Genomic DNA, 20,389 nt, shown 5'->3' on the forward strand with positions numbered 1-20,389 from the left:
ATTTTTGCCTACTTTTGCATTCCAGTAAGAACATATCACCATAAATAATATGTATAGAACTAAGACATGTGGAGAACTTCGCGCGTCTGACAACGGCAGTGTCGTAACGCTTGCCGGATGGGTTCAGCGCAGCAGAAAGATGGGCGGCATGACGTTTGTAGACCTTCGTGACCGCTATGGCATCACCCAGCTCGTGTTCAACGAGGCCGTCGACAAGGAGCTTTGCGAGCGTGCCAACAAGCTCGGGCGTGAGTATTGCGTGCAGGTCACGGGCAAGGTGTGCGAGCGTGAGAGCAAAAACGCCAATATGCCCACGGGCGACATTGAGGTCATTGCATCAGAGTTGAACGTGCTCAGCGAGAGCCTCACGCCGCCGTTCACCATCGAAGACAACACTGACGGAGGCGACGACATTCGCATGAAATACCGTTATCTCGACCTGCGCAGGGCTGCCGTGCGACGCAACCTCGAGCTCCGCCACAGGATGACGATACTCATTCGCAACTTCCTCGACTCAAAGCAATTCATCGAGGTGGAGACTCCGATACTCATAGGCTCTACCCCCGAGGGCGCGCGCGATTTCGTAGTGCCCTCACGCATGAACCCCGGGCAGTTCTACGCCCTGCCGCAGAGCCCGCAGACGCTTAAGCAGTTGCTCATGGTGAGCGGCTTCGACCGTTACTTCCAGATAGCCAAGTGCTTCCGCGACGAGGACTTGCGGGCCGACCGCCAGCCCGAGTTCACCCAGATAGACTGCGAGATGAGCTTTGTCGACCAGGACGATGTGATAGACTTGTTTGAGGAAATGGCTCGCCATCTGTTCCGTGAGATACGCGGCGTTGAGCTGCCGAAGCTGCAGCAGATGACGTGGCACGAGGCCATGCGCCGCTTCGGCAGCGACAAGCCCGACCTGCGTTTCGGCATGGAGTTTGTCGAACTGATGGACGTTTTGAAGACTGGGGCGTTCCCGGTGTTCGACTCTGCCGAGTACATCGGTGGAATTTGCGTGCCCGGATGCGCCTCGTACACGCGCAAGCAGCTCGACCAGCTCACCGACTTCGTCAAGCGTCCGCAGATAGGTGCAAAGGGCCTTGTCTACGTCAAGTACAATGCCGACGGCTCGGTGAAGTCGAGCATCGACAAGTTCTACGGCCCGGAGGTGTTCCAAAAGCTCAAGGAGAAGATGGGGGCAAGCGACGGCGACCTCGTGCTGATACTCAGTGGCGACAAGCCAAACAAGGCCCGCATGCAGCTTTGCGCCCTGCGCCTGGAGATGGGCGACCGCCTCGGCCTGCGCGACAAAGACCGTTTCGAGTGCCTCTGGATAGTGGATTTCCCGCTGTTCGAGTGGAGCGACGAGGAGCAGCGGCTCATGTCTACCCACCATCCGTTCACCATGCCCAACCCCGACGACATACCTTTGCTCGATGAGCATCCTGAGCGGGTGCGTGCCAAGGCCTACGATTTCGTGTGCAACGGCATCGAGGTGGGAGGCGGAAGCCTGCGTATACACGACGGCAAGCTGCAGGAGAAGATGTTCGGCATACTCGGCTTCACTCCCGAGAAGGCCATGGCGCAGTTTGGTTTCCTCATCAACGCGTTCAAGTATGGCGCACCGCCTCACGCAGGACTGGCTTTCGGGCTCGACAGGTTTGTGAGCATCATGGCCGGGCTCGACTCCATACGCGACTGCATAGCATTCCCGAAGAACAACAGCGGGCGCGACGTAATGCTCGATGCACCCGGCGTTCTTGATGTAAAGCAGCTTGAAGAATTGCACTTAAAGGTTGATTTAGGTCAAGAATAATGCCGGCGTGGTGAAACTGGGCAGTTTTATAGCAGATTGGAGTAGGTAAAATTTTGCCATGAACGAAAAAAAAATTACTTTTGCAATCACAGTAAGGGATTATTAATTAATTCTATATAATTGCATTAATTCAAAGAGAACTATGGCAGAAAAGAAAACAACAACAAAGAAGACGGCCGCAGAGCCAAAGAAGACGACAGCTAAGAAGACTGCTGCCAAGAAGGTTGCAGTAGCCCTGACGGCTGAGAATGTAGGTTTCAAGGCAGGCGACGTTTACAACGCTCTCAATGAGGCTGGGGTCGCTCTTTCAGTAGAGGAGATTGCCCAGGCTGCTAAAATTACTGTTGAGGAAACCCTTTTGGGCATAGGCTGGCTCTTCAAGGAAGGCAAGATTGTTTCCGTTGAAGACAAGGTTGCATTGGCTTAATTATTGTAATACGTCATTAATCATAGGGAAAGGGTCGGTATGGCTTGAGCTTACCGGCCCTTTCTTGTATCAGACAACAGCGGCCGGCCGCATGCGGAACAAGGCCGGCAAGGCAGCGACAGCATAATGGGTGAAACGGTTTACGACAGCCAGATTGTAGGCATTCTGGCGAAGATGGGCGACAAGGGCATGAGTGTGCAGATGCTTGCAAAGCATTTGTACAACATGAATTGCAGTCTTTTTGAAGATCGCGACATCGACGCCATGCGCCGCTACGTGCAGCAGTTCGTGCTGCGCAACTCGAGGTCGCCTTTGTCTTTGCTTGAGCGCATGGAGCGCCGTGGCTTCTACCGCCTCAATCCACGCCGCGCCTTTGTGCCCCGCCAGTTGGTCTTCGAGTTCAACGGCGGGCAGGCTGCTGACGAAGAGCCCGTCGAAGAAGACGTGGGGCAGCAGCAGGCCTTGCGCCTTCCCGACCTTTTCTCCTGACGGACAGCAGCCTCTTCTGATGCCGCCGGTGCCTTAGGCATGACGTGGCAGAGCGGCCGTGCAGTCAACAACCGGTCGGCAGGGGCTTCGACAAGGCTGTGCGGCATAACCCACTGTTGTTCAGCGCAATGCGGCATGTGCCGTATTGCCTTGCCATACGGGCTGTTTTGCAGTTCCGAACAGGCCGTTCGGCATTGCCATACGGCCCGGATTGCAGAGCGGGCCACCAAAGGCAGCGGGGCACGGCGCCGCATCAGGCTGTCAGGCCCTGTCGATTCACCGTAGCTGTCCGGCCGTAAAGCTCCCAAGCCATGCGTTTGTTCGGCCATGCCTCACTGTCTGCGCCTATTGCCGACTTGCTTGGGGCGTCGGCGGAATGGAGCGGCAGGCGATGTGCCTGCGGGCAGATTGGGGCATGGGCCAATCATGGCAATAAGCAGGCTTATGCGTCACGCGCTGCGGCTGAAGGTTTTGTCCGGCATTGTTTTTATTAAAAATCCGGGGGATTTTGTCCGAATGAACGTATTATTATATGAATGGATAAAATTTAAATGACTAATATGGCAAACAGATATTTATTGGGGTTTGATGTCGGCAGCAGTTCTGTCAAGGCGTCACTCGTAGACGCCGACAGCGGGAAATGCGTTGCGTCGGCATTCTATCCCGGTCATGAGGCACCCATCCTGGCGGTTAAGTCGGGTTGGGCAGAGCAAGAGCCACAGTCGTGGTGGGAATACGCCAAGCTCAGCTTGGCAAAGGTGATGGCAGAGTCTGGCGCCGCAGCCGGCGACATAAAGGCCATTGGCATCTCTTACCAGATGCATGGTCTCGTATGCGTTGACAAAGACCTGCAGCCCCTGCGCCCCTCCATAATATGGTGCGATTCGCGTGCCGTGCCCTATGGCGAGCGCGCATTTGCCGAGATAGGGCAGGAGAAATGCCTGTCCCACCTGCTCAACTCTCCTGGCAACTTCACGGCTGCCAAGCTGGCGTGGGTCAAGGACAACGAAGCCGACACCGTCTACAATCATATATATAAGGTGATGCTGCCTGGCGACTATATAGCCATGAAGCTCAGCGGCGAAGTTAATACCACCATGAGCGGACTGAGCGAGGGCATGTTTTGGGATTTCAAGGAGAACGGAGTGGCAACGTTCCTCATGGACTACTACGGCTTCGACCCCTCGCTGCTGGCCGATGTGGTGCCCACATTCAGCATACAGAGCCGCGTTTCGGCCGAGGCAGCCGCCGAGACTGGCCTGAAGGAGGGTACGCCCATAACCTACCGCGCCGGCGACCAGCCCAACAACGCGCTGAGCCTCAATGTGTTCAATCCCGGCGAGATAGCCTCGACGGCAGGCACGTCGGGCGTGGTCTACGGGGTGCTCGGCGAGGTCAATTACGACAAGAAGAGCCGCGTGAACACCTTTGCCCACGTAAACCATGGCGAAAACGGGCAGACCAGGCTCGGAGTGTTGCTGTGCATCAACGGCACGGGCATACTCAATGCGTGGGTGAGGCGCAACGTGGCGCCCGAAGGCATGGGGTATGCCGAGATGAACGACCTGGCAGCCACTGCCCCCATAGGCAGCGACGGTGTGTGCATCATTCCCTTCGGCAACGGTGCCGAGCGCGTGCTCGAGAACCGCGAGGTGGGTTGCACCGTCAGCGGCATTAATTTCAACAAGCACAACAGGGCCCACCTGGTGCGCGCCGCCCAGGAGGGCATCGTGTTCAGCTTCTGCTATGGCATGGAGGTGATGCGCTCCATGGGCATGGACATACGCAAGATACATGCCGGCCAGGCCAACATGTTCCTAAGCCCGCTGTTCCGAGAGACCCTCGCAGGGGTGAGCGGGGCTGTCATAGAGCTCTACGATACCGACGGAAGTGTGGGAGCTGCCCGTGGGGCAGGCATCGGGGCAGGCATCTACAAAGACCACGACGAGGCCTTTGCCACGCTGGCCAAGCTGCAGGTGGTTGAGCCCGACAGTGCCCGGCGCGACGAGTACATGCAGGCTTATGGGCGATGGAAAGAGGCCTTGGGCAGGCTGATGTGATTTAGAGAATGTTTTTTTAATTGATATAAAAACTGTTTTAAACTGAAAATATTATGGCAAAAGAGTATTTTCCGCAGATAGGAAAGATTCCTTTCGAAGGACCTGAGAGCAAAAACGTGATGGCTTTCCACTACTATGACCCCGAAAAGGTGGTCATGGGAAAGAAGATGAAAGACTGGCTGAAGTTTGCCATGGCATGGTGGCATACCCTCGGCGGCGCATCAGCCGACCAGTTTGGCGGACAGACCCGCTCGTATGAGTGGGACAAGGCCGACGATGCCGTGCAGCGTGCCAAGGATAAGATGGACGCCGGATTTGAGATAATGCAAAAGCTGGGCATCGAATACTTCTGCTTCCACGACGTAGACCTCGTTGACGAGGGAGCCACTGTCGAGGAGTATGAGGCCCGGATGAACGCCATCACCGACTATGCCCTCGAGAAGATGAAGGCCACCGGAATCAAGCTACTCTGGGGAACGGCCAATGTGTTTGGCCACAAGCGCTATATGAACGGTGCTGCCACAAACCCCGACTTTGACGTTGTGGCCCGTGCAGCAGTGCAGATAAAGAACGCCATCGACGCAACGATAAAGCTGGGCGGCACCAACTATGTGTTCTGGGGAGGCCGCGAGGGCTACATGAGCCTGCTCAACACCGAGATGCAGCGCGAGAAAAACCACTTGGCAACCATGCTGACAGCCGCACGCGACTATGCCCGCAGCAAGGGATTCACCGGCACTTTCCTCATCGAGCCGAAGCCCATGGAGCCCACAAAGCATCAGTATGATGTTGACACCGAGACGGTTATCGGGTTCTTGCGCGCCCACGGGCTTGACAAGGACTTCAAGGTGAACATCGAGGTTAACCACGCTACGCTGGCTGGCCACACCTTTGAGCACGAACTGGCTGTGGCTGTAGACAACGGCATGCTGGGGTCGATAGACGCCAACAGGGGTGACTACCAGAACGGATGGGACACCGACCAGTTCCCGATTGACAACTTTGACCTCACGCAGGCCATGATGCAGATTATACGCAACGGTGGACTTGGCAACGGTGGCTCTAACTTCGACGCCAAGCTGCGCCGCAACTCTACTGACCCCGAGGACATCTTCATTGCCCACATCAGCGGCATGGATGCCATGGCTCGCGCTCTCGAGAACGCTGCAGCCATATTGGAGCAGAGCGAACTGCCGGCCATGCTCAAGGAGCGCTATGCAAGTTTCGACAGCGGCATGGGCAAAGACTTCGAAGAAGGGAAGCTCACGCTGGAGCAGGTTTACGAGTATGGCAAGAAGGTTGGTGAGCCCAAGCAGACCAGCGGCAAGCAGGAGAAGTATGAGACTATAGTTGCCCTATATGCAAAGTAAATGCTGACAGGCATCGAAGCCAACGATAAAGGCAGGCGCCCAGGCCGCGTAATGGCGGTGGGGTGCCTGCCTTTTGTAATTGTGGCGGCTGTGCTTGTGGCCGGTGGCGTGCTTATGTCGCGACATAATGACAGGTGAGGCCCAGCCATGCTTATGGCTCTACTGCCACTGTTGCGTCGGTTGTCAAGCCAGGCTCGCCTTGTACCACTCGAAGAGCAGCCTCACTCCCTCGTCAATCTCAACCTTGTGGGTCCACCCGAGCGAGTGCAGCTTTTCAACGTCGATGAGCTTCCGTGGTGTGCCGTCGGGCTTCGAGGCGTCAAACACTATCGTGCCCTCAAACCCAACAGCCCCGGCCACGAGGTTGGAAAGCTCCCTGATGGTCAGTTCTTTGCCCGTTCCCACGTTGATGTGGCAGTTGCGTATCTCGCCCAGCGAGGGAATGGCTCCGCCCCTCCCGGTGCTGCTGTTGCGGTCGACGGCCCCGTCGGTCGATGCGCCATAGAACACCGACGAGTATCTTTCGATGCCTATGATGTCCTTGAAGTCGACGTTGAGCAGCACGTGTACGCTCGCGTCGGCCATGTCTTCGCTCCACAGGAACTCGCGCAGCGGCTTTCCCGTGCCCCACAGCGTCACCTTATTGTCTTCTATCCCGTATTTTGCGAGTGTTGCGCGAATCTCGTTTTCGGTGTTGCCTCCGCCAACGCCCTCTACGGGTCGTGCGTCCATGTCGCGCCTTATGCTCTGCCAGTCGCCGTCGTGGATTAGTTTCGCAAGGTATATCTTGCGCATCATAGCCGGCATCACGTGGCTGTTTTCAAGGTGGAAATTGTCGTTCGGGCCGTAGAGGTTGGTCGGCATCACGGCAATGTAGTTGGTTCCGTATTGCAGGTTGTAGCTTTCGCACATCTTCAGCCCGGCAATCTTTGCTATGGCATATTCCTCGTTGGTGTATTCAAGGGGCGATGTAAGCAGGGCGTCTTCGCGCATCGGCTGTGGCGCATCCTTGGGATAGATGCACGTAGAGCCGAGGAATAGCAGTTTCTTCACCCCGTGTGCATAAGCCTCGCTTATCACGTTGCACTGTATTTTCATGTTCTGCATGATGAAGTCGGCCCTGTACAGCGAGTTGGCCATGATGCCCCCAACGAACGCCGCGGCCAGCACCACGGCGTCGGGACGCTCGTCGTCGAAGAATTTCTTTACGGCAACTTGGTCCGTAAGGTCGAGTTCCTTGTGTGAGCGGCCCACCAGGTTGCGGTAGCCGCGCTGCTCGAGGTTGTTCCATATGGCCGACCCCACGAGTCCGTGGTGGCCTGCCACGTATATCTTTGATTCTTTGCTCAGTGTCATTGTATGTTTGGTTAATCTGTATTGTGTTTTGTTTTCTTATGCCTTTTCCCGCATATAATTTTTTTGTTCTGTCGTTGCCGTCGTGCTTCCGGGTGGCTGTTCCCCAACCGCCTGGGGGCCAACGCTTTGCCGTGGGTGCCGTTTTGCGGCTTGCCATGGCCCGTTTTGCAGTCTGAAATGCCCCGTTCCGCCATGCACTACGGTATGCCTTGCATTTTTGCCCCAAGGCTGTGGTGCAGGCCGTGTGGCCGTTGTGGTTTTCCCGGCTGTATCCGTGCCGCCGTTGTGAGTCAGGTCGGGTGGGGGCGGCTTGTGCTAAACAAAGCCGCAGACCGTTTGCTGCGGCCTGCGGCTTGATGGTTCATTCGGCCACTTGGGCTTTCAGGAACAGCTTCTTGACGAATGTCATGTCATGCTTAACCATTATCCTTACCAATTCTTCGAAACTGGTCTTGCGTGGGTTCCAGCCCAGTTTTTCCTTGGCTTTGGCCGGGTTGCCGAGCAGTTGTTCCACCTCTGCCGGCCTGAAGTATTTCGGGTCGACTTCCACGAGCACCCTGCCAGTGGCCTTGTCGGTGCCTTTTTCGTCGACGCCCTCGCCGCTCCATTCCAGTTCGATGCCCACTTCCCTGAATGCGAGAGTGGCAAACTCACGCACGGTGTGGTATTCGCCCGTGGCTATGACGAAGTCGTCGGGTGTGGGTTGCTGCAGTATCAGCCACATGCATTCAACGTAATCCTTGGCATACCCCCAGTCGCGTAGCGCGTTGAGGTTGCCCAGGTACAGCTTGTCTTGGTACCCCTGTGCTATGCGTGCTGCCGCGAGCGTTATCTTGCGGGTGACGAAGTTTTCGCCGCGCCGCTCGCTTTCGTGGTTGAACAGGATGCCGTTGCAGCAGTACATGCCGTACGACTCACGGTAGTTTTTCATTATCCAGTATCCGTAGAGCTTGGCCACCGAGTATGGCGAGCGTGGATAGAACGGCGTGGTTTCGCTCTGCGGCACCTCTTGCACCATGCCGAAGAGCTCTGATGTCGATGCCTGGTAGATGCGGCACGACTTCTCCAGCCCGCATATGCGCACGGCTTCGAGCAGCCGTAGCGTGCCCACGGCATCTACCTCGGCCGTGTATTCAGGCACGTCGAACGATACTTTCACGTGGCTTTGTGCCGCGAGGTTGTATATTTCCGTAGGTTTGGTCTCGGCGATGATTCTTATCAGCGACGACGAGTCGGTCATGTCGGCCCAGTGCAGGTTGATGAGCCTCGACTTCTTCATGTCGCGCACCCACTCGTCGAGGTAGAGGTGTTCTATGCGTCCGGTGTTGAACGACGACGAGCGGCGCAGCAGTCCGTGCACCTCGTATCCTTTTTCAATCAGCAGTTCAGCCAGGTACGACCCGTCTTGCCCGGTTATTCCGGTTATGAGAGCTATTTTCTTTTCCATTGTCAACTCATGTTTTGGGAGAGTGTTTACTGTTTGTCGCTGCCGGAGAATTGCTTGATGCGCTGCTCTTCCGACAGTTTGCAAATCAGCAGCGTGCCGTCTTTCTCGGCAATGATGTAGCCGTCGAGCCCCTGCACTACAACCTTGCGCTCTTGTGTGGTGTGTATCATGCAGTTGTGAGTCTCAAACAGGTTGATGTCGTTGCCTATGCAGCTGTTGCCGTACAGGTCTTTCTTGGTGTGCTCCAGCAGCGAGCCCCATGTCCCGAGGTCGCTCCAACCGAAGTCGGCGGGGCAAACGAATATCTCTTCGGCCTTCTCCATGATGGCGTAGTCGACCGATATGTTGTCGCATTCCGGGAAGCACCGGTCTATGGCTTCTTGCTCGGCAGGCGTCCCGTAGACGCTCATGAGCGACTCAAACGTCTTTGCCATCGATGGCTGGTAGATTCGGAAGGCGTTTGTTATGGTGCTGATGTTCCAGAGGAATATGCCGGCATTCCAGAAGTAATTCTTCTTTTGGATGTATTGTTGTGCCTTTTCGAGGTCGGGTTTTTCGCGGAACGAGTCGACGCGGAATATCTCCTTGTTTCTCAGCGAGCTCGATGTCAGGTCGGCCTGTATGTAGCCATAGCCCGTCTCGGGGCGCGTGGGCTTTATTCCAAGCGTCACTATCGAGTCGGTCTCGGCCGTAAACTCCAGGCATTTCCTTATCACCCGGGTGAACTCGGCGGTGTTGGTCACGATGTGGTCGCTGGGCGACACTACGATGTTTGCCTTCGGGTCTCTTGCCTTAATCTTCCAGCTGACGTAGGCTATGCACGGTGCCGTGTTGCGGCGGCAAGGCTCGCACAACACGTTGCCGGCAGGCAGGTCGGGCAGTTGCTCCCTGACGATGGACGCATACTTCTTGTTTGTCACCACCCATACGTTTTCCGGGCGGCATACAGGTGCAAACCTTTCCATCGTAAGCTGCAGCAATGACTTTCCTACTCCGAGCACGTCGATAAACTGCTTGGGGTATTCAGCGGTGCTCATCGGCCAGAAGCGGCTTCCTACTCCGCCGGCCATGATTACTAAGTGGTTGTTTCTTTCAGCCATAGGTCATAACGTTTGTTGGTTGTTGTATGTTGTGGGGCCGTGCCTGGCGGCTCTGCCTGTTGCTCATTTCGTGCCATGCAGCCGTTGGTGCCTGCGTCTCATGGCCCTGGCCGCAATGTAGACAGCTGCCAGCGCCGCCGCTCCTATGAGCGCAATCTTTATGTCGTAGGCGTATTCCTCAATCTTCATGTTCAGCTGGTCGGCCGGCACCACTGCGTGCAGATACCATCCCAGCGTCGCCAGTATGCCGTGCCAGCATCCTGCCCCGATGGTGGTGTAGAGCAGGAATTTCCAGTATGGCATTTTTGCCAGGCCCGCAGGTATTGATATCAGGTGGCGTATGCCCGGCAGCAGGCGTCCTGTCAGTGTGGCCACCACGCCGTGGTTGTAGAAGAACTGCTCGCTTTTCTCCACCTTTTTCTGGTTGAGCAGGCACAGCCTTCCTATGCGGCTGTTGGCGAAGCGGTAGACGAGCGGCCGTCCGAGGTAGTAGGCTGCTGTGTAATTGATTGTGGCCCCGACGTCGGCGCCAAGCGTTGCGAATGCCACGACGAGCAACACGTCCATGTTCCCGGCTGCAGAGTAATAGGCGGCAGGGGTGACAACAAACTCTGATGGCACCGGTATCACGGTGCTCTCGAGCATCATAAGGATGAATATGGTGCCGTAGTTGAGGTTGTCCAGCAGGGAAGACAGTAGGTTCACAGCTTTATTTCTTTAAGAATTTGTTTATGTCGTTGTAGAATTCCGTGATGCTTAATCCCTTTGGTATTATCGTCGACATCACCGCCGACGCTTCCTTCGGCGTGTACTTTATCGACTGCCTGAGGTAGTAGATGAACTCTTCGCTCTTGTTGAGCCGCCAGCAGCACAGCGCCATGTAGGGGTAGCCTTCGGTCCGGTCTTCCAGTGACGCGAAGTAGACCTTGAACAAGTTGTAGGCCATCTCGGTGTTCTTGTTGTCGAGCAGCGACACTATGACGCGCAATATGATGTCGGGCGAGTTCTTCGACTTTATGATGGCGTTGCGGAACATGGCCTCGGCTTCCTCGTTGTGACCGCCCTCGAGCAGCACGTGGCCGTGGATGACGAGCCTCTCGGCGCTCTCCTTGCTGTTGCCTTCGTCAACGCTTATCTTGGCCACACACTCAAGCGCCTGTTCCGTCTTGCCCATGTAGCTGTAAGCCAGGGCCATGGTCTCGTATACCTGCGACCCTATTCCGCTGCACATGTCGATGCTTTGGCTGGCGGCCTTGTTCAGGTGTTCGAGCGCTTCGGCGTATCTTGCCATGTGCAGCAGGGTGGTGCCTATCTGCAGCTCGCCTGTGCCGTCTTTCGGAGCCATCTGCGTGTAGCGGGTGTAGAACTCGAGCGCGGCTTCGTTGTTGCCCAGCTGGAACAGGCTGTTGGCCTTGACCTGCAGCCCGGCGAGGCTCTTTGGCTTCAGCGCCAGGGCGTATTCGCAGCTGGTAATGGCGTCATTGTATTCCTGGATCATATACTGCGCCTTGGCCATCTCGAGCCAGTATCTGTCCGACCTCGGGTCGTAGTCTATCAGCTTGTCGTAGACCTTGATGCATTCTTCGAAGCTTCCCATGCCCATGAGCGCTTTTCCCTTGAGCTCGAGCATGTCGGGGCTGTCGGGCTCGGTGGTCTTGCCCAACCATTGGTTCGCCTTGTCGTACACCCCGTATTCTATGTACATGTTGGCGATGTCGTAGATATAGTCTTCGTGTTCATCGCCGGTATGGGCCGGCTCCTGCTCTTTCAGGTAGTCGTCGGCCTCGTCGATGTCGTCTTTCACAATCATTATTTCGGCCAGCAGGTACTTGTATTCGGTGTCGTCCTTGTCGACAATGGCATCTGCAAGTTGCCTGGCGGCCTCCACGTCTTCGTGGGCCAGCGCCTCCCTGGCCTTGTACACAAGTGGAAGTGTGGCCCCGGGGTCGAGCTCCAGGGCCGTTTCCACTGCTTGGTCGGCTTTATTCTTCTGTCCGGTCAATGTGTAGTAGTCGGCTATGTCAACAAGGTCGTCGGTGTCAAGGAACACCGGTGCCCCCGAGCTTACCGAATCTTCGTATGCCGCCAGAAGGTCTTTGAATTCATCGCTGTCGAAATACTCGTTGTCTGTCTGCATTATTTGTTTATCTTAGCCCATGTGTCTTTGAGCCCGACGGTGCGGTTGAACACCAGCTTGTCGGGCGTGCTGTCCAGGTCGGGCGTGAAGTAGCCTATTCTCTGGAACTGCAGGAAGTCGCCCGGTTGCTTTGTTGCTGCGTATTCCTCGACGTAGCATTGCGTGAGCACCTTGAGCGAGTCGGGGTTGAGCAGCTCGTGGAAGTCGCGCTCGTCGGCCGATGTGTTCTCCACGCTGAAGAGCCTTTCGTAGAGCCTTACCTCTGCGGGGCGGCAGTGCTTGGTGCTCAGCCAGTGCAGCGTGCCCTTCACCTTGCGGTTGGCCCCTTCCATGCCCGTCTTGCTGTCGGGGTCGTACTCGGCGTAAATCTCGACCACGTTGCCTTCGTTGTCTTTCTTGCAGCCGGTACATTTTATAATGTATGCGTTTTTAAGCCTCACCTCTTTGCCCGGCGTCATGCGGAAGAACTTCTTCGGGGCGTCTTCCATGAAGTCGTCGCGCTCTATCCACAGTTCGCGGCTGAAGGTGATGTTGTGCGTTCCGTCGGCCTCGTTCTCAGGGTTGTTCACAGCCTCGAGCTCCTCGGTGCGGTCTTCGGGATAGTTGGTGATGACTAGCTTCACGGGGTTGAGCACAGCCGACACGCGGCAGGCCCGTTTGTTGAGGTCGTTGCGCACGGCTGCCTCGAGCAAGGCGTAGTCGTTGAGCGCGTCAAACTTGGTGTAGCCAATGGAGTCGATGAAGTCGCGTATGCTCTGGGCCGAGTATCCGCGGCGCCTCATTGCGCACACCGTGGGCATGCGGGGGTCGTCCCATCCGCTGACCAGGTGCTCGTCGACCAGCGTGTGCAGCTTGCGCTTGCTCATCACGGTGTATGTCAGGTTGAGCCTGTTGAACTCGATCTGCCTCGGCCTGTAGTCGGTGTCGCGGCCCTGCTCTCGCTCGTATTCCTTCAGCAGGTCGACAAACTTGTCGTACAGCGGGCGGTGGGGCACGAACTCAAGCGTGCAGATGGAGTGGGTGACACCTTCGAAGTAGTCGCTCTGGCCGTGGGCGAAGTCATACATGGGGTATGCGTGCCACTTGGTGCCGGTGCGGTGGTGGGGTGTCTGTATGATGCGGTATATCACCGGGTCGCGGAAGTGCATGTTGGGGTTTGCCATGTCGAGCTTTGCCCTGAGCACCATCGAGCCTTCCACGGCCTCGGCCGTGTTCATCTTGTTGAACAGCTCGAGGTTTTCCTCAACGGGCCTGTCCCTGTACGGGCTTGGCGTGCCCGGTGTGGTGGGCGTGCCCTTCTGTGCCGCTATTTGCTCTGAAGTCTGCTCGTCGATGTAAGCCAAGCCTTTCTTTATCAGCCATACGGCAAAGTCCCACAGCTGCTGGAAGTAGTCTGACGCATAGTAGACGTTGCCCCACTGGAAGCCGAGCCACTTGATGTCGTTGAGAATCGAGTCGACATACTCGGTGTCTTCTTTCGACGGGTTGGTGTCGTCGAAACGCAGGTTGCACACCCCTCCGTGCCTTGCGGCCACCCCGAAGTCCATGCAGATGGCCTTGGCGTGGCCTATGTGCAGGTATCCGTTGGGCTCGGGCGGGAAGCGTGTCTGTATGCGGCCTCCGTTTTTGCCTTCGGCCAGGTCTGCTTCGACCATCTGTTCAACGAAACTCAAACTTTTCTTTTCTCCGTTGTCTGTAACGCTCTTGTCTGCCATATTGCTTGTAAAGTAATCTTTTGTTGTCCTAAATTCTGAATGTGAATGCAAAGATACTAAATAAATTCATATTCCGCACGGGCTTGTGCTTTTTTTTGCCGGCACAGTCCAATTAATTGATAATCCACGGTTTCGGGCCCCGTGCGGGCTCTGCCGGTGGCCCCAAGGCGGCTTTCCGCGCCGCCGTTGTTGTCGCGCGTGTATCACCTTGGTTCACAGTGTGTTGCGATACGGGCCGGATTGCAATGCGATATGTGCCGTTTGGGCTCCCGGAACGTGCCCTCTTGCCGTCCATTCTGGCCTAAATGTATGCGTTTTACGGTTGATTTTTCGTATTAGTTGCTTTATTGTCACGATTTCTTAATATATTTGCAGCCGCTATCGATTCTCATTTGTATCAAGTGATGTTTATACGTACATTAAATTTGGAGGTAAATCATGCGGCAAGATTCTAAGGCCAACAATATTATACGCGACATAGTCATACTGACAGACTTCATTGTGCTCAACATATTGTTTTGCCTTTGGTTTCAATACGACCGGCAGGGCGCTCAGCTGTCGCATAGCGTGAGCGTGTTCAGGCCGCTCTTTGTTGCCAACATCGGCATGGTTGTGTCCCAGTATTTCTATTCCACCGTGATCCATGAGCACCGCTCCACGGCCGACCAGGTGCTCAGGCAGATAACCTATCTCGTGCTGCTGCAGGGCGCCACCACCCTTGTGGCGTCGGAGGTGGTGGCTTATCTCACCGGCATGGCCTCGCCAGCCTTCTCGTTCACGGCATATTTCACGCTCATGCTTTACGCCGGCATACTGGTCACCCGCTATGCCGAGCGCTGGTTTGTAAAGCGCTACCGCCGCACGGGCGGCAACATCCGGCGTGTGGTGTTCGTGGGTGCCGACTTGTCGATTCTGCCCATCTACGAGTTTCTTGTGGGCGACCCGTCGACGGGCTACCGCGTGTCGGGCTACTACGCCGATGCCCCCATGCAGGACTGCCCGCAGGGCTTGCGCCACCGCGGCACGCTGGCCGACCTCGACGTCAAGCTCGAGTTGCGCGACGGCGAGCACGCCGCCGACGAGCTGTATTGCTGCCTGCCCGTGACCGACACCGACCGCATACGCCGCATCATGCGCTATTGCGACAACAACGTGGTGCATTTCTACTACATACCAGCCATCTCGCGCAACTTCGGCCACATGCTCAAGCCCGAGAACGTGGGCGGGATGACGGTGTTCACCAACTGCGACGACCCGCTCATGTTGCCAGCCAACAGGTTCATAAAGCGTTCGTTCGACATTGCAGTGTCGCTGGCCGTGCTGCTGTGCCTGGCTCCGTTCATGCCGTTCATAGCCTTGTGCATAAAGCTGCAGAGTCCCGGCCCGGTGTTCTTCAGGCAGGCCCGCACGGGCATGAACGGCAAGCAGTTCTATTGCTACAAGTTCCGCTCGATGCACGTCAACAAAGACGCCGACCGCATTCAGTGCACCGAGCACGACCCGCGCAAGTTTGCCTTTGGCAACTTCATGCGCAAGGCCAACATCGACGAGCTGCCGCAGTTCTTCAACGTGCTGCGCGGCGACATGAGCATTGTGGGCCCGCGCCCTCACATGCTCTACCATACCGAGGTATACCGCCCGCTCATCGACAAGTACATGGTGCGCCACTTTGTGAAGCCGGGCATCACCGGGTGGGCCCAGGTGACGGGATTCAGGGGCGAGACGCGTGAGCTGTGGCAGATGGAAGGGCGCGTGAAGCGCGACATCTGGTATATCGAGAACTGGAGCGTTTGGCTCGACATACGCATCATACTGCGCACGGCCATCCAGGTGTTCGTACACGACAAGAACGCATACTGACATCCGCCGTCCGCCACGGGCCATCGGCCGTGGCGGCGCGCCTTTCTGCATGGTGGTTAAAAAGAGTGAACGCCTTTGGCCATATATGCGGAATTTATTACTTTTGCAGGCGAAAATCAGGCGTGCCCGCACTTATTGGGTGTGACGGGCACTTGCATCTTATACTTTAACTTTGATTGTTACATGATGAAGCTAAGTGTATTCTCTATTGCCATACCCCTGCTTATGGCTTCCTGCGCCACTACCGGCAGGCTGACTTACTTCCGCGACATGCAGCCCGAGAGCGTCGTGGCTGTCGGCGGGCAGCAAGAGATTTGCCTGCGCCCGGGCGACAAGATAACCGTTGTGGTGAGCAGCAAGGACCAGAAACTGGCCGACCTTTTCAACCTTACCGACGTGGCCGCCGCCCCCGACTCGGGCGGCGGAGAGCGCGCCGAGCGCCGCAACGCCCTGATGTACACCGTCGACAGCGATGGCAACATCGACTTCCCGGTGATGGGGCTGCTGCACGTGGGCGGCCTCTCGCGCGACTCTGTGGCCAAGTACATCAAGGCGCAGCTCGTCAGCCGGCAGTTGCTCACCGACGCCGTGGTCAACGTTGAGTTCAGCAACCTGTTCGTGGCCGTGCTCGGCGAGGTGCGCAACCCCGGCCGGTATCCCATAGAGCGCGATTGGTTTACCGTCATCGACGCCATAAGCATGGCCGGCGACCTCACCACCAACGGCGACCGAAGCAACGTGCTCGTGATGCGCCGCGAGGGCAACGTGCGCCGGGCCTACCGCATCGACCTGCGCTCGGGGGCCAGTGTCTATTCGTCGCCGGCATACTACCTGCTCCAGACCGACATAGTATACATCGAGCCGCTGCGTGCGCGCCGCGGCAAGTAGGCCGGCGCCCGTCGTTTTAAACAATCTACGAATAATGGACGAACTATCAAGAAACAATCAGATGGAAGATGGCGGGGCGCAGTTTGGCATGCGCAACCTGCTCATATTGTGCCTCCGCCGGTGGCGGTGGTACGTGGTCACGGTGGTCGTGGCATTGGCAATAGCTGCGTTCTATGTCAAGACCACGCCGCCAATGTATAAGCGCGATGCGTCGATAATGGTGCTCGACGGCCGCCAGGAGTCGTCGGCACTGGGCAAGATGCTGGCCGACTTCACCGACATGGGATTCTCCTTTTCCGACAAAGCCAACGTAAACAACGTGATTGCGGCCATCCAGTCGCCCGACGTGATGCGCGAGGTGGTGGCCACTCTCGGCATCGACGTGTCGTACACGTCGCCCGGGACGTTCTACGACGCAACGCTTTACGGCAAGACGCTGCCGGTGACGGTGAAGTTCCGCGACATCGACGAAGACGAGACTGCGTCGATGACGCTCAAGCTGCTGGGCGACGGAAACGTAGAGATGGCCGGCTTCGCCAAAAACGGCAAGGCGGTCGACTCGGAGCCGCTGCAGTGCCGCGTGGGCCAGACTGTGCACACGCCGCTGGGCATACTCACAATAGCGCCCACCGATTACTACGCTAAGGCCGGTGGCAAGGGCAAGCGCATCGACGTGCGCAAGAGCGACCTAAACTCGGCCACGGGGCGTTTCCTGGGCGGCCTCTCGGTGGCCATAGGCGACAAGAAGTCGACCATACTCAACCTGTCGTACACCGACCTGTCGACCAAGCGCGCCGAAGACATACTGAGCGCCGTCGTCGACACATACAACGAGGTGTGGGTGAAGAACCGCAGCCGGGTGTCGAACAGCACGTCGCGCTTCATCGACGAGCGACTGGCAATCATCGAGCGCGAGCTCGGCAACGTGGACACCGACATTGCCAACTACAAGAGCAAGAACCTTGTGCCCGACGTTGAGATGGCTTACACGCTGTCGATGGAGCGGGCCGACAAGAACTCGGCCACGCTGCTCGACCTCAACACGAGGCTGTCGGTGGCAAGGTACATACGCGACTACATTGCCGACAAGGCCAACACCAACCAGCTCATACCCGTTGACCTCGGCCTCGAGAACGACAAGATAGACGAGCAGATAAAGAACTACAACGCCATACAGCTCGAGCGCAACCAGATGATTGCCAACAGCGGCAGGCAAAACCCGCTCGTGCACGACATGGACAAGCAGCTCGCGCAGATACGCCGGGCCATCATCTATTCGATGGACAACATGATGATGTCGCTGTCGACAAGGATTAGCCACCTGCAAAACGACGAGCAGAAGACCAATACCAACATCTCGGCCAACCCGACGCAGGCCAAGTTCCTGCTCTCCGTCGAGCGCCAGCAGAAGGTGAAAGAGGCTCTCTACCTCTTCCTGCTGCAGAAGCGTGAGGAGAACGAGCTGGCGAGGGCCTTCAACGCCGACAACACCCAGGTGATAAAGTCGCCCACGGGCAGCAACGCCCCCATCAGCCCCAAGGGCTCTGTCATCATGCTCATAGGCCTCGTGGCCGGGCTTGCACTGCCCACGGCCGTGATATACTTGCTCGAGGTGAGCAACACCACCATAAGGGGCCGCCGCGACGTTGAGGGCAGCGTGACGGCGCCCATGCTGGGCGAACTGCCGCGCATTGGCGGAGGCAGCCGCAACGTTTCGCAGCTCAAGGCGTCGTTCGGCATCAGGCAGGCCGTGGGAGGCGAGTGCCGCATAGTGGTCGAGGCCGGAAGCCGCAACTCTGCCAACGAGGCATTCCGCATAATGCGCACCAACTTTGAGTTTATGGCGGCGTCGGAGACTGCGGGCAGCGTGACCATGTTTACGTCGGCTGCCTCCGGCACGGGCAAGACCTTTGCCACGGCCAACCTTGCCGCTGTGCTGGTATTGGGCGGAAAGCGTGTGCTGGCCATCGACGGCGACATGCGCAAGGGGTCGCTGTCGGGCTTCGTAGGCAACCCCAACAAGGGCCTGGCCGGCTACCTGGCCGGAACGTATGCCGATGCCGCCGAGCTGGTTTGCCCCTATGCCAAGTGCCCCGGGCTCGACATCATGCCCGTGGGCACCCTGCCCGACAACCCCACCGAACTGCTGTCGTCGGGCCGCCTGGAGCCGTTTGTCGATGAAATGCGGCGGCGTTACGACTACGTGCTCATCGACTGCCCGCCCGTCAACGTCGTTGCCGACACGGCCATCATTGCCCGCAATGTCGACAACACCGTCTTCGTGCTGCGCGCCGGCATGACCGACCGCTCTGTGTTGCCCGATGTCGAGAAACTGTATCTCTCGGCCCGCCTGCGCAACATGACGCTCGTCATCAACGACGTGGCATGCACCGAAGAGGCCTTCGGCACCGACACGGGCTATGTCTATGCCGGGCGGCATTTGTGATTTTGGGTCTGCGGGCCTTGCCGCCGCCGGTTGCCGCCGGGTTGCCGGGCGTGGCCTTATTCTTTGCCGGTTGGGGTGGCGCTGCTTGTGCGGCGTGGCTGGCCTGGGGCGCGGGGCCGCCGGGCGGTTGGGTCGCTGCAGGCTGCATTGCATCACCCCTGTGGTGCATGCGCGACATGCCCTCTTCACCCCGGCCGTGCGGACAGCGTCGCCGGCGTTGAGCTGTGATTACATCGTTTTGATATGACAAACCCTACTGAGTTTATGGCCGACTTGCGCCATGCCTTCGGCAGCAGCCTGAAGCCGCCGGTGGCCGTGTGGCGGTCGGCCGAGGCCGCGGGCAGCATGGCTGCCGTGCCTCACTGCCTTTTTGCGGCGCTGCCCGAGATTGAGGCGGGCGGCACCGTGTCGTTCACGCTGTCAAACCTTCATTGCGGCGGCGGGCGGCTGTATTGCGGCTTTGCGCCGCGCAACCCGGGCGTGGCACGCTTTGTGTCGGAGCGCGAACGCTACAAGCAGACACCGGCCATGGTCGACGAGTATATCGATTCGCTCGGCATCAGGCCGGCGGAGCAGCCATGCCTCAACATGGCGCGCATCGACCGCATCGGCTCTTTCGACGGCATCGACGGCGTGTTTTTCCTGGCCGAGCCCGATGCGCTGTCGGGATTGTGCGCATGGGCCTTTTTCGACAACAACTCGCCCGACGCCGTGTCCTGCCTGTTTGGCTCCGGATGCAGTTCGCTGATAACCAACATTGTGGGCGAGAACGAACGCCGCGGGCGCCGTACGTTCATAGGCATGGTCGACATTTCGGCCCGCCCATACGTGGCCCCCGGCGAACTCGGCTTTGCCATACCCATGCACCGCCTCGCCGAGATGGCCGCCACGCTGCGCGAGTGCTGCCTGTGGGATGCGCCCGCATGGTCGCGCCTGCGTGAGCGGTCGTTGCGACCGTAGCGACCGGCTCCACCTGCAGGCTCCGCCGGCGTGGGTCTGCCTCGGTCGGAGCTTGGCCAATCCTGCTGTTGCCTTGTTGGTCAACATGTTGGCAACCTGGCTGTTGCGCATTGCCGTGCCACCCGTTTTGGCACTTGAAACGGCCCCGGCGGCAGTGTGAAAAGGGCCGTTTTGATGTTTGTCTTGGCTGGCTTGTTTGGGCCACAGATAAACATAGAGGGCTTTTTAGGAATTCAGGAGTACAGGAGTACAGGAGTACAGACAATAGCTTTGCATATTCTTGGGAGTTATGTTTTAGGAGTTAAGGAGTTAAGACAATAGTTTTGG

15 protein-coding genes are annotated in these 20,389 nt (G+C 57.5%); 9 read left to right on the plus strand and 6 right to left on the minus strand.

Annotated features, from left to right (window positions below; all coding sequences use genetic code 11):
• Window positions 1-49: 49 nt before the first annotated feature.
• The 5 genes from aspS to xylA all read left to right on the plus strand — a co-directional run bounded on the left by aspS (window position 50) and on the right by xylA (window position 6,153).
• On the plus strand, window positions 50-1,807 hold the full coding sequence (gene aspS / locus H6B30_RS05875) for an aspartate--tRNA ligase (protein WP_205108845.1): 1,758 nt from the start codon (window positions 50-52) through the stop codon (window positions 1,805-1,807).
• Window positions 1,808-1,949: 142 nt separating this feature from the next.
• Window positions 1,950-2,234 (plus strand): winged helix-turn-helix domain-containing protein, encoded by a 285-nt coding sequence (locus tag H6B30_RS05880; RefSeq protein WP_205108847.1) that lies wholly within the window; start codon window positions 1,950-1,952, stop codon window positions 2,232-2,234.
• A 126-nt stretch (window positions 2,235-2,360) separates the two neighbouring features.
• On the plus strand, window positions 2,361-2,723 hold the full coding sequence (locus tag H6B30_RS05885) for a hypothetical protein (RefSeq protein ID WP_205108849.1): 363 nt from the start codon (window positions 2,361-2,363) through the stop codon (window positions 2,721-2,723).
• A 560-nt stretch (window positions 2,724-3,283) separates the two neighbouring features.
• Entirely contained in the window at window positions 3,284-4,783 is a 1,500-nt protein-coding gene (locus tag H6B30_RS05890; protein ID WP_205108851.1) for a xylulokinase, read from the plus strand.
• A gap of 50 nt (window positions 4,784-4,833) precedes the next feature.
• Window positions 4,834-6,153 carry a xylose isomerase gene (gene xylA / locus H6B30_RS05895; RefSeq protein WP_205108880.1) on the plus strand — a complete coding sequence of 440 codons (1,320 nt, stop codon included), beginning with the start codon at window positions 4,834-4,836 and terminating at the stop codon, window positions 6,151-6,153.
• Window positions 6,154-6,336: 183 nt separating this feature from the next.
• Here the strand turns inward: xylA and H6B30_RS05900 are convergent, their stop codons facing one another.
• The 6 genes from H6B30_RS05900 to H6B30_RS05925 form a co-directional block, all read right to left on the minus strand.
• Window positions 6,337-7,509, minus strand: coding sequence for a GDP-L-fucose synthase family protein (locus H6B30_RS05900; protein WP_205108853.1), 1,173 nt, complete (start codon window positions 7,507-7,509; stop codon window positions 6,337-6,339).
• A gap of 361 nt (window positions 7,510-7,870) precedes the next feature.
• Window positions 7,871-8,956, minus strand: coding sequence for a GDP-mannose 4,6-dehydratase (gene gmd, locus H6B30_RS05905; protein ID WP_205108855.1), 1,086 nt, complete (start codon window positions 8,954-8,956; stop codon window positions 7,871-7,873).
• Window positions 8,957-8,982: 26 nt separating this feature from the next.
• Entirely contained in the window at window positions 8,983-10,056 is a 1,074-nt protein-coding gene (locus H6B30_RS05910; RefSeq protein ID WP_205108857.1) for a mannose-1-phosphate guanylyltransferase, read from the minus strand.
• 63 nt (window positions 10,057-10,119) lie between these two features.
• Complete coding sequence (locus H6B30_RS05915; protein ID WP_205108859.1) at window positions 10,120-10,761, minus strand: DedA family protein; 642 nt, start codon at window positions 10,759-10,761, stop codon at window positions 10,120-10,122.
• 4 nt (window positions 10,762-10,765) lie between these two features.
• Entirely contained in the window at window positions 10,766-12,193 is a 1,428-nt protein-coding gene (locus tag H6B30_RS05920; RefSeq protein ID WP_205108861.1) for a tetratricopeptide repeat protein, read from the minus strand.
• Window positions 12,193-13,908: a glutamine--tRNA ligase/YqeY domain fusion protein gene (locus H6B30_RS05925; RefSeq protein ID WP_205108863.1), complete on the minus strand. Its 1,716-nt coding sequence runs from the start codon at window positions 13,906-13,908 to the stop codon at window positions 12,193-12,195. The genes H6B30_RS05920 and H6B30_RS05925 overlap by 1 nt, the downstream gene beginning before the upstream one ends.
• 438 nt (window positions 13,909-14,346) lie before the next feature.
• On the opposite strand from H6B30_RS05925, the gene H6B30_RS05930 reads away from it, so the two are divergent.
• The 4 genes from H6B30_RS05930 to H6B30_RS05945 all read left to right on the plus strand — a co-directional run bounded on the left by H6B30_RS05930 (window position 14,347) and on the right by H6B30_RS05945 (window position 20,062).
• A complete protein-coding gene (locus H6B30_RS05930) occupies window positions 14,347-15,768 on the plus strand; it encodes an undecaprenyl-phosphate glucose phosphotransferase (RefSeq protein ID WP_205108865.1) in 1,422 nt (473 codons plus the stop codon).
• Between the two features lie 183 nt (window positions 15,769-15,951).
• Window positions 15,952-16,656 (plus strand): polysaccharide biosynthesis/export family protein, encoded by a 705-nt coding sequence (locus H6B30_RS05935; RefSeq protein ID WP_205108867.1) that lies wholly within the window; start codon window positions 15,952-15,954, stop codon window positions 16,654-16,656.
• 34 nt (window positions 16,657-16,690) lie between these two features.
• A complete protein-coding gene (locus tag H6B30_RS05940) occupies window positions 16,691-19,102 on the plus strand; it encodes a GumC family protein (protein WP_205108869.1) in 2,412 nt (803 codons plus the stop codon).
• A 243-nt stretch (window positions 19,103-19,345) separates the two neighbouring features.
• The gene (locus H6B30_RS05945; RefSeq protein ID WP_205108871.1) at window positions 19,346-20,062 is read left to right on the plus strand and encodes a DUF169 domain-containing protein; all 717 of its coding nucleotides are present in this window, start codon (window positions 19,346-19,348) and stop codon (window positions 20,060-20,062) included.
• Window positions 20,063-20,389: the final 327 nt, after the last annotated feature.

Origin of the sequence: Marseilla massiliensis (assembly GCF_016899955.1) — a bacterium.
GTDB lineage: Bacteria > Bacteroidota > Bacteroidia > Bacteroidales > Bacteroidaceae > Prevotella > Prevotella intestinigallinarum.